The following is a 10,501-nucleotide window of genomic DNA, read 5'->3' on the forward strand; positions in this document are numbered from 1 at the left end:
TCCAATTCTTTCATTATTTATATAGACTTCATATATAACAAATCTCTATTCTTAAGGTTACATTATATATGACTTTTTCAGCTATATAAAATTCATTGCTCACAAAAAAACTACCGAAAGAAAATCTCTCGGTAGTTTTACTGTATTAACGATATAAACGAACAGCACCTGCTGAATTATCATCAGCTTGTCCTACTACTTCAAATTTCAAACCAAGCTTCGGTAAAATACGTCCTGCATCTGGAATCTGTTGATTAATATACGTTTTAGAATCATCAAACTTTGGTACGCCTGCTAAACCATCATACGTAAATGTTCCACGCGTTGGAGATACGACTTTCCAAGCTGGCGTTTTGTCGAATGAGAACGCTGCATCAGCGATTTGGAATCGTGTACTACTCTTAACTGTTGGTTTACCATTTAAAGTACCAACAATTGCTTCTGGATGAGAATCAACTACACCAAGGAAACCGTGTCCTGGATGTACACCAACCCAGTTATCTGTATAAGCTGAATCTGCATACCATACAACCATACCAGTGTTAAATACTGGACCGCGAGCAAATTTCAACGCGTTATCTGCCCCAGCATAGTTTCTCCACTCAACATAGTAGTTATGTTTTTTCTTCTCTGTTCCGTTAGATACAACGAAACCATCTAATTTTAATTGTGGTGTACCTTCTGCGTCATCAGAGAATACTACTTTACCATCTACTGTTAATGAAGCATTATCAAGAGCGAATCCATTTAATGCTAAACCACCATCAGTAATGTAATCAAATGTTAATTTTACTTTCTTGCCTTTGAATTGACTTAAATCATATGATTTGTCAATCCATTTTCCATTTGTCGAATCTGCATTTCCACTATTTGCTTTCTCACCAAGTCTTTCAATTAACGTTTGTTGACCATCTTCCGTTACAGCGTGTACTTCAAGGAAATCATACTCTGCTTCAATTTCATATAATGATTTGAAGTCAAATTTTGCAGTCGTTGCATTTGTTAAATCGAACAGTGGTGTTTCCATCTTCGTATGAAGATCATCACCTTTTGTGCTGTAGTAATACTGTTTTCCAAATGCCGGCTCAATTGTTTTTATATCTTTGTCTGGTAAGTTAACACGAATCATACCCGGACGGTTAGATTTCGTAACACTTTGATCCAAATATGTCGCTAGACCGATACCTTTATTTAATTTCTCGTAATCTACTTCTACGATATTTGCCCAGTTACCACCGATTGTTTTTTGGAAAAACTCTTTATTTTGTGGTGAGAAACTCGTTGGCGTCGTTCCAGCGATTTTACCAGCCCAGCTTCCGCCACTCATAATAGACCAAGCTTCAATCGGCTCACCTTGACCACTATATTGTGTATCGTACTCATCTGGAAGACCTAAATCGTGACCATATTCATGTGCGAATACACCAACCGCTCCATCTTCTGGTTCAATTGTGTAGTCGAATGCTGCCATCTTTCCACCCCAATATGGTACTTTCGCTTGTGTACCTTCAATTGGGAATGGCTTTGGTCCAACTGTCCAACGGTGCGACCAAATTGCATCATCGCCTAATTTACCACCGCCTGCTTCTTGTCCAACACCCGCATGAATAATCATTAAGTGATCGATTAAACCGTCTGGTTGATTTTTATTTCCATCACCATTTACATCGTATTGATCAAATTGGTCGAACTCTGATAAATCAATACCACTATCTACAGCTGCTTTTAAAGCATCTTTTACTAAATCACGTGGCCCTTTTGGTCCTTTATTATCATGGCCGCCGCTAGCAGCATCTGCACCGTAATCAGCCGCCTTACCAGGAACTGTTAACCATTTTGTAACTGTTCCGTCCACTGTGTAACTACCACCAGATTGCTCTTCGTAATATTGTTTAAACGTTTCGATTTTACTTCCATCATCTAATGTGAATGGCTCGTTGCCGAATAACATTTTTTCATAATGTTCTTTATTAAAATCGTTAGAATACATATATCCAGGCTCTTTGTCGATATTATTATGTTTAAAGTCAGCGTACTCTACAAGTAAAACGAGTACTTTGTCTTTACGAACTTCACCGTTATAGTCTTTTTGTTTCGCTGGAGAAGTTGGTACTTTACCATTTAGACCGCCTTTAACTGGGCCTGTCGCTGCAGGTGTGCCTGTTGCTGGTTGATTTAATTTTTCTTTCGTGTCTGCTTTCGCATCTTTCACTTTCTTTAAAAAGTCGGATGCATCTTTCGTAAGTTGGTCCCCATTCGCTGCTTCTTTCCCAGGATTTTCACCCTTTTTGTTCTCTACATACTTTTCGACTGCTTTCTTTGTTTCTGTCTCTGAAGCCTTCGAATCAATTACCCCACGTTTTTTTAATGCATCTGCTAAACGTTCCTCCGGAATTAAATGATCATCAACTGGGCTCGTAGCTGTTTTATTCACAGGCGTTTCAGCATATGCAGATTGAGTGCCAGCTCCGAATGAAAGGCCTAATACAGCTGTCAATGCGATTGATGACAAAACTTTGAACGGTTTCTTGTTCATCCCTTATTTCCTCCCCTAATAAATAATATGTATTACAAATTGAATTTTATTAAAAATTCAATATTTTTTCAATATTTAGTCATATTATGTAATGTTTTTAATATATTTGTAAAAATTTCATAGTTAGCATACGAATATATCACAATTCAACAATGTTTTCTGAAAATATCGAAAGTTTTTATCGAACAATTTATAATTTCCATAGAGGGAGTTTAATGGGGATTTTATCTTTGTTTCATCTACACAATATTTGATAATTCACTATATAAAACACAAAAGCGGATTGCATTATCACGTATTCTGTAGCAGCAATTATGACCGATAATTAGGGAGGAATTACATTTGTACAAAGATAAGACAGACGCACTGGATCAAGAATGGATTGATTTAATACTTGAAGCTCTAGATGCTGGTATCGCCATGCAAGACATCGAGCAATTTTTCCAACGTATGAAGCCATCCAGTCAGGCTCAATAGGTTTGTTCTTTTTAACGAAGTTTATGTTATAATAATGACATCATAAGACAACTACATATTGATAGAAAGGTGCGCAAATATGATTGGAGAACGTATAAAACGCCTTCGTTTACAAAAAGGGATTTCATTAACTGAACTTGCCGAAAAAGCTGGCGTTGCTAAATCTTACATTAGTTCTATAGAACGAAATTTACAAAAAAACCCTTCCATTCAGTTTCTTGAAAAGATCGCAGCAGTTCTACAAATTCCAGTTGATACTTTACTTCATGATGAAACAACAAAGGAAACTAACCTAGACTCCGAATGGACACAACTCGTTAAAGATGCAATGAACTCTGGTGTCTCCAAAGAACAATTTCGTGAATTTCTTGAATTTACAAAGTGGAAGCAAAATCAAAAATAATAATAGAAAGAAGTGCTTACAACCAGCACTTCTTTTTCTTTATAAAAAAAAGCGGGAATACCCGCTTTTTTATTATTTTTCTTCCCCAGCTTCTTGGTTAGCATTGAATGTCCATTCTAAATTCAATGTATCACCTTGGAAGATATTTTGGTCTTTTCCATCATCTACAAATTCAAATTGTACCCATAGATAATCCTCTGTACCAGCTGCTAATCCACCCTTTTCTCCCCACTCAGGAGCAAAGATATCTTTAGCTAAAAGATCTGGATCAACTTTTTGTAAGTCTGCTAAAGTTGTTTCGTATACAGGCTCACTTTGTTTATCCCAGTTCCAAAGGAATTTTACTTTAACGTGCTTACCAAAGTCTTCACCAGCATTATCACCTTTTGCATCTTTAACAGTATACTTTGTTGCTAATTTAACGTCTTTAATAGTTAACGAACCGCTGTTTTGTAATAAGAACTCTTTCTTAACAGAATCCCCTGGTTTTAAATCTTTAATATCTACAAGCGTCTTAGGGTTTAATGTAAGGTCTAACGTCCCAGCTGCAAATGTATTGTTTGATACTTCTTTATCGCTAAAGAATGCAAATGTTCCTCCACCAATTAAAGCTAACCCCAATGCTGCTGATGCAACTCCCATACCTAATTTCTTTTTCAGACTCACAATCAATTCCCCCTAGCTTTTTTTTATATTTTTATCACTTATTTTTCAATAAGAGATGTAAAGAAAACTATATTAGCTTAGCTAATATGCGTTCTTTTTTAAAAACCTTATGTTCATTATAACGAACAACCCTATATAAACACAACACATATTTATTAATATTTTCAGTTATTTTTATTTCTCAATATCATTTAGACTTTTCAGAAAAAAACAATGATAATTTATAACTTTTTTCACACTCAAATCATTTAATACTATAAGAAAAAAGAAAAACAAAGAGGTGAGGGCTAACGTTCCCTCACACTCGTATAAATATTACTAGTCTTGCTTATTCGTTCACTCTCTCTTACACCACATTCTTGTTTTCCGGCTGTTTCACTAAAGCAGTTACTCCGCTTTCTTTTGCTCTTCTACTTTTTTCTGTTCTTCAGCTTTCTTTTGTTCCTCTGCTTTCTTCTGTTCTTCTACTTTCTTCTGTTCTTCTACTTTCTTCTGTTCTTCTATTTTCTTTTGTTCTTCGGCTTTCTTCTGTTCTTCTGCTTTCTTTTGTCCTTCCGCTTCAATTGCAACGTTTAATTGTTGCTGAAGAGCCTGAATTTGCTCATCAATAGCTTTCAAGCTAATTTCTTTCTCAATATAGTCACGCTTCTCTTTGATACTGCGGAAGCCTTCATTTACATATATGGACACTTGCTGCATCGACTCATCTTTATTTACCTTTAATTCTTCTTGTATTTGATTGTAAGGAGCTTCTATTTCAGTATATACATTTTGCAGGGCTTCCTTCTCAGCAACAATTTTCTCACGCCCTTGTTGCCATACAGAAATCGCCTGTTTTATTTCTTCAATAGAAGTTGCTTTCGATTTTCCCTTCATCGTTCCATACTCACGCTCAATAAACTGTTTATGTTTCTCAGATTGCTCTTTTAACGTATTAACTGTTTTCGGAAATATGATTGCTGTAGAAAGCGTCGCTTCTACTTTCGTTTCATGAATGAACGCCGCTTCTGTATGCGTCATAATTTGAGATCCTAAATAAAACGTAATAGAACACATACACGGCAATATAAGCATGTTTTTAAAATTACGCGGTCTTTTCAGCATCTTAATCTCTCCCATCGAACATTGCGTTCTTTATACAGAACATTATCTATATTATAGTAAAGAACTATTAAAATTGATAGACAAATACTAGAAAAATAGAAAAAGGGCTATCCATGTGATAGCCCTTTTTCTTATTATCTTTCTTCACCTGCTGTTTGTTGTGCATCAAACGTCCAATTTAATTGTAACTTATCGCCTTGGAATTGATTTTGATCTTTTCCATTATCAACGAACTCAAATTTCACTTTGAATTTATCAGATTTACCTGCTGAAATACCTTTTTCATCCCAGAACCAAGCCGATAAATCATTATCTACAGCTGTAAGTGTGTCACCTTTTAATTTATCTAAAGTAGTTTGTTTCACAATTGTCTCATGCTTATCTACATTTTTTAAGAATGTTACTTTAATATGTTTACCAAAATCATCTTTATTATCTTTCTTTACATCTTCTACATTATAATCTGTTTTCAGTAGAACCTTTTTAATATTTAAAGAGCCTTTATTTTCTAGTTTAAATTCTTTTTCAATTGTATCCCCAGGTTTTAAATTCGATACGTTAACAACTGTTGATGGATTTAATGCTAAATCCAGTGTTCCAGCCGCAAATGTATTGTTTGACACTTCTTTATCACTGAAAAATGCAAATGTTCCTCCACCAACTAACGCTGCTCCTAATACTGCTGATGTAATACCCATTCCTAATTTTTTCTTTAAAGTCATGTCCATATCCCCTTAATATATATTTGTTAACTTCCTAAAAGGAAAGTATAACCAAACGAACTAGACGGATTGTTCTACTTTTTTATCTTTCTTTTCTCCACCAATGCTACGAATAGCGCCAAAAATAGAAATCGCGGAATAACCAAGTAAAAAGACTCCTGGAATAATAAGAAGCAATGCTGCTCCCGCTTTTGAATTCGCATAATTCAGTAAATAACCAACATACGGAACTGTAATATCTGCATACTTTCCAACTACATTTTCTGCAAGTACTGGCTCTAAATCTGGTCCGTTGTTGTTATCCCCTTTTGTTTCATACATTACTTTTCCATTTGTATCTTTCACACCGATAATACGGTGAGTGATAATTTTTTGATCTTTCTCTTTAAAGGTAATAACATCACCTTTTTGATATTTAGAACCATCTTTGTTTGGTTCTATTGCAATGATTGATCCTGAAAGAACGCTCTTAAATTGATATCCCATCACTGTCGGATCACCACCGCTTGCTTTTGAAGAAATAACTACAAAAGCTAAAAAAACCATCAATGCAAATAAAACAAATGCGATCGCGTTGCTAATTATCTTCCATATTAATTTCATCGTCTCTCTCCCTCTCCGTTGTTTTATATTATTTGAAGTATGCAATATCCACTTTGTTCTTTAACGAGAACACAAGCAAATGATATAACGAACTTTAAGTTATTGCAATAAGAAAATTTACAATTATTAGTTATTTAAAATATAGAAAAAAGACTGTGCCAAAATTTTACACAGTCTTTTTATTAGTAATTTATTTACCTTCTGATTTCATTCCTTTTGTATTTCGGCGCAACACTACATATAAAATTGCTCCAAATAATATAATCGCACCTATCCCAACACTTATTACTTTCACATTTGAGTCTTTTACTTCAGGCATAGTTGTATCTTTTTTAGGCATCGTAAAAGTGACATCTTCTGTTGAAAGAACATTTACCGTCGCAATTGTTTGATTATTTTTCGTAATATCAACTGCACCAACTACCTCACCACGATGTATTCCTTTATGATATAAAGATTCTTTATCTAATGAAGCCGCCCGGAAAATAGTTTTCACATTTTTCCCTTCATCTTTCTTAAGCATAAGCTCCGCACTTTGTTCCAACTCAGAATTAACATCTTTATTTAAATATGTTGTTTTTTGATGCCAATTATGTTTATCAAGCACCATTTGCTTCGTAAATTGAACGAAAGAATATTCCGCCATCTGCTTCAAATCTTCATAAATTTCAGGTCTTTGAGAAGCCATTACTACGCTTATAATACGATTTCCATCTTTCTCATTTAATAAAACAAGTGTATTACGTGCTTCATTCGTAAACCCTGTCTTACCGCCAATGCTATATGGATTTTCAAAAAAATTAGATTTATTAAAAATAGACACCGTCTGCCTAGACGTCGTAACTGTCGTTCTTTTCGTATTCATCGCTTGTAAAATTTCAGGATACTTTTGCACACCCTTCGTAATCATAGCCATATCATACGGCGTCGTATAATGGTTCGGATCATGCAATCCATTCGGTGTTACAAAGTGGCTATCTTTCGCCCCCAATTGCTTCGCTTTCTCATTCATCATATTAGCGAAATTCTCAACACTCCCGCCAATCCGCTCCGCAATCGCATACGACACATCATTCGCACTCAGCACCATTAAAATCATAAGCGCAGTATTTCTATTAATTGTCTCTCCAGGTTGAAACTCAATTTGATAATTACTCTTCTCTTGATCTAATGCTAATTGTGAAAATGTAAATTGATCCTCTGGCTTTGTATGCTCCATGAGTAAAATCGCTGTTAACACCTTCGTCGTACTAGCAGGAAATGCGCGGTGATATGCGTTTTTGTCATACAAAACATCTCCTGTTTTTGCATCAATTGTCGTTGCAAACTGACTAAAAACATTCGGTCCTTCCGCAGGTGGTGGTGCAACTTGTTCTGGATTTACTCCAATATTCGTCTCAGCACGCAATGTTATGGGCGTCAAAAAAAACGAACAAATAACTGTAATAAAAACCAAAATTTTCTTAAAATTTACCATATGACTCTCCCTTTTCCATTTACTCCTTAACAAAATAATAAATCTACCAATCATATGTAATTTGTATTATATTGGAAGAATTTTCACTATTTTTTACTATATCATACTTTTACGATAAAGAACATAAATATACAATAAAAATAAGAAGGAATTACTCTTTCTTATCCTTCTCATCAATCAACGAATCTATTAACTTTTGACTAGCTTCCTCGGGCGTAATCTCATCTGTTATTCCCATAAACGACCAACCTTTAGAATCAACCCACTCAACAAACTCTTGTAAAAATTCATCATGTGTAACATCCACATCAAGAATCGATCCATTAATCGAAATCGTTCTATTTTTAGACACGCGCATCTTGAACGTTTTTCTTACCATTACAACTTTTCTCCCTCTACTTCTGAATATTTATAAAGTGAAACTTTCATCAATCCTCACGAATCGAACTTTTACGGGCATTCCGACCCCAACCTAACTTCTTTACTTTTGCTGAATTTCGAGGTAAGGGATCTTACTGCCCGCAAATAGCGAGATAAAATAATCATGTATCTCTGTTATACATGATTTTCAGTAAATTGTAAAAAGGATATATTGGCCAATTGGCATATTGAAACTGAAAATCTATCATTCTGCAAAATATCAAATGATATGTAATTGATCATAAATGACTAAATAGATTCACATAAAAATAAAATAACTTACATTTTACCACACTAAATACAAATGACTTTCTTACAATGGAATGGAGTATACTAGAAGAAAACTTAAAATGAGGAGGAACCTCATGACGCGTTGTACGTATTGTAAAACGAAGTGGACAATAAAAGATGTATGGGCAATACTCGTGACATTTGAAAAGGATTGTCCGTATTGTTTTATGAGACAATATCTATCAAAGAAAACGGTGAACGCTATGCCAGAACTTATAAGCTTACCTTTACATTTCTTACTCCCTTTTCTTGTTGATTTGAGTGCTGAAGGTCCTTCGGATTGGTATCGTAAATAATATAACCACTACATCCAAAGACTACTTTCTACTAAATTCGCTTCTCATCATTATTCCTTCATACATTACTAGCATAATCGCTTATACTTTCCCTTTTGAAGATTCTCTAGCTCAGCAGGAAGAGCGTCCCCTGAACAAGGTTTATCAATTATGCCTTTAATAAACGATGATATATGCATACTGTTAAGCATAAAAATTAGCATTAAGTTCCACTCAAATATTAATTGAAACCCAACACTCCATTTAATCTGTAATCTAGAATACAAGCAGTGGTTTTTATTATGCATTTTTGCATACAGTATTATTTTCTCTTGTAAATAGATAATAATGTTATATAATAAAACCAACATTTTACCAATAAAAGGTAATAAGAAGTAGTGGAATAAGTAAATAACCAAAGCCTATTAACAGATTTGTTCTATATAAATCATGATACATATATGGAATCAAAACTATGAAATTTTATGTAGTGATTAGATTACTACAAGATGAAAGATTCATAGCGAATACACTTAAGGAAAAAACGTTCGATTAGATTAATGTGATATCTATCGAACGAATTGAGAATATACTTAGGGGGAATTTCAAGTGAACGCATTTAGTAAGGTATTATTAACAGGCGCTTTAGCTTTAGGCGGTTTAACAGCTATGAACATTGATACACCGAAGGCACATGCTGACGAATGGGATCGTTGTCATTACATTTGTGGTCCTGGTGAAACGGTGAACGGTGTTACAGTTCAGGTACACTCTACACAAGTTACTTTTGGTAACAGCGTAATTGCAAGAATTACAAATGACCGAGCTGAAGAAATTCATTACAATGTCAGCCTTGAAAAGAAATATGGCGATAGATGGGGAGAATTTGAAACCAACTTCCGTTGGCAAAATCAATGGGTCCCAGCTGGAAGCAATGATGAAATTGCAACTTTCACAGGATATGGCGATGATATTTATGAGGATGGAACATATCGTTATAAAGTCGAAATAAAAGGCGCTGACGGTTCTATTGATACAATTTACACAGCAGGAATGACAGTTACAGGGCGATAGCTCATGACTGAGTTGCATTATTTATGATTGTATTTTTGATACTATCATTGATAATTGCGGTGATATTATTATTAAAATAAGCTCTTCGGGGCTTATTTTTTATATAAAAATTCGAGCATTAATATTACGAAAATTTCATCTTTACACTATTGAAGTTTGTTGCTATTATAGGAATACACCAAATGTTGCAATATTCAATAAATTATAAAAATTATCTTATTATATGAATGAAAACATATTGCTGGTCGTAATATTTATAGTTGGGATCCCGTAGCTCAGCAGGGAGAGCGCCACCTTGACAGGGTGGAGGTCGTGAGTTCGAGCCTCTCCGGGGTCATAAAAAAGAGACACCATATCAACCTTCTGGTCATCTCCCTGTCAAGTAGACAGTAATAAAAAGAGTATTATGCCACGGCCTTTTCCCGATATTCTATCGGGGAAAGGCCGTGAAGT

General features: G+C 34.7%; 11 protein-coding genes and 1 tRNA gene. 5 read left to right on the forward strand and 7 right to left on the reverse strand.

Going from position 1 to position 10,501, the window contains the following annotated elements:
- Positions 1–145: 145 nt before the first annotated feature.
- Positions 146–2,536, reverse strand: a complete 2,391-nt coding sequence (gene inhA1 / locus MR169_RS18640) for a M6 family metalloprotease immune inhibitor InhA1 (protein WP_016117439.1) — start codon at positions 2,534–2,536, stop codon at positions 146–148.
- 342 nt (positions 2,537–2,878) lie between these two features.
- Between inhA1 and MR169_RS18645 the strand changes: the two genes are divergently transcribed.
- Together MR169_RS18645 and MR169_RS18650 are read left to right on the forward strand one after the other, a co-directional pair.
- A complete protein-coding gene (locus MR169_RS18645; protein WP_000276219.1) occupies positions 2,879–3,013 on the forward strand; it encodes an anti-repressor SinI family protein in 135 nt (44 codons plus the stop codon).
- Positions 3,014–3,092: 79 nt separating this feature from the next.
- A complete protein-coding gene (locus MR169_RS18650) occupies positions 3,093–3,416 on the forward strand; it encodes a helix-turn-helix domain-containing protein (RefSeq protein WP_000578885.1) in 324 nt (107 codons plus the stop codon).
- A 72-nt stretch (positions 3,417–3,488) separates the two neighbouring features.
- On the opposite strand, the gene calY is transcribed toward MR169_RS18650, so the two are convergent.
- The 6 genes from calY to MR169_RS18680 all read right to left on the reverse strand — a co-directional run bounded on the left by calY (position 3,489) and on the right by MR169_RS18680 (position 8,367).
- Complete coding sequence (calY, locus tag MR169_RS18655; protein ID WP_000053713.1) at positions 3,489–4,082, reverse strand: biofilm matrix protein CalY; 594 nt, start codon at positions 4,080–4,082, stop codon at positions 3,489–3,491.
- Positions 4,083–4,469: 387 nt separating this feature from the next.
- Positions 4,470–5,201, reverse strand: a complete 732-nt coding sequence (locus MR169_RS18660) for a DUF4047 domain-containing protein (RefSeq protein ID WP_242319817.1) — start codon at positions 5,199–5,201, stop codon at positions 4,470–4,472.
- A gap of 119 nt (positions 5,202–5,320) precedes the next feature.
- Positions 5,321–5,908, reverse strand: coding sequence for a CalY family protein (locus MR169_RS18665; RefSeq protein ID WP_000172854.1), 588 nt, complete (start codon positions 5,906–5,908; stop codon positions 5,321–5,323).
- Positions 5,909–5,968: 60 nt separating this feature from the next.
- Positions 5,969–6,511, reverse strand: a complete 543-nt coding sequence (sipW, locus tag MR169_RS18670) for a signal peptidase I SipW (protein WP_242319818.1) — start codon at positions 6,509–6,511, stop codon at positions 5,969–5,971.
- A 190-nt stretch (positions 6,512–6,701) separates the two neighbouring features.
- Positions 6,702–7,988, reverse strand: coding sequence for a D-alanyl-D-alanine carboxypeptidase family protein (locus MR169_RS18675; protein ID WP_242319819.1), 1,287 nt, complete (start codon positions 7,986–7,988; stop codon positions 6,702–6,704).
- 151 nt (positions 7,989–8,139) lie between these two features.
- Positions 8,140–8,367, reverse strand: a complete 228-nt coding sequence (locus MR169_RS18680) for a hypothetical protein (protein WP_000251856.1) — start codon at positions 8,365–8,367, stop codon at positions 8,140–8,142.
- Between the two features lie 406 nt (positions 8,368–8,773).
- On the opposite strand from MR169_RS18680, the gene MR169_RS18685 reads away from it, so the two are divergent.
- The 3 genes from MR169_RS18685 (at position 8,774) to MR169_RS18695 (ending at position 10,385) form a co-directional block, all read left to right on the forward strand.
- The gene (locus MR169_RS18685; RefSeq protein ID WP_000196289.1) at positions 8,774–8,995 is read left to right on the forward strand and encodes a hypothetical protein; all 222 of its coding nucleotides are present in this window, start codon (positions 8,774–8,776) and stop codon (positions 8,993–8,995) included.
- A 588-nt stretch (positions 8,996–9,583) separates the two neighbouring features.
- Positions 9,584–10,048 carry a hypothetical protein gene (locus MR169_RS18690; protein WP_242319820.1) on the forward strand — a complete coding sequence of 155 codons (465 nt, stop codon included), beginning with the start codon at positions 9,584–9,586 and terminating at the stop codon, positions 10,046–10,048.
- Between the two features lie 264 nt (positions 10,049–10,312).
- Positions 10,313–10,385 (forward strand) — tRNA-Val (locus MR169_RS18695).
- Positions 10,386–10,501 lie beyond the last annotated feature (116 nt).

Origin of the sequence: Bacillus cereus group sp. BfR-BA-01349 (assembly GCF_022663795.1) — a bacterium.
GTDB classification, from domain to species: domain Bacteria; phylum Bacillota; class Bacilli; order Bacillales; family Bacillaceae_G; genus Bacillus_A; species Bacillus_A cereus.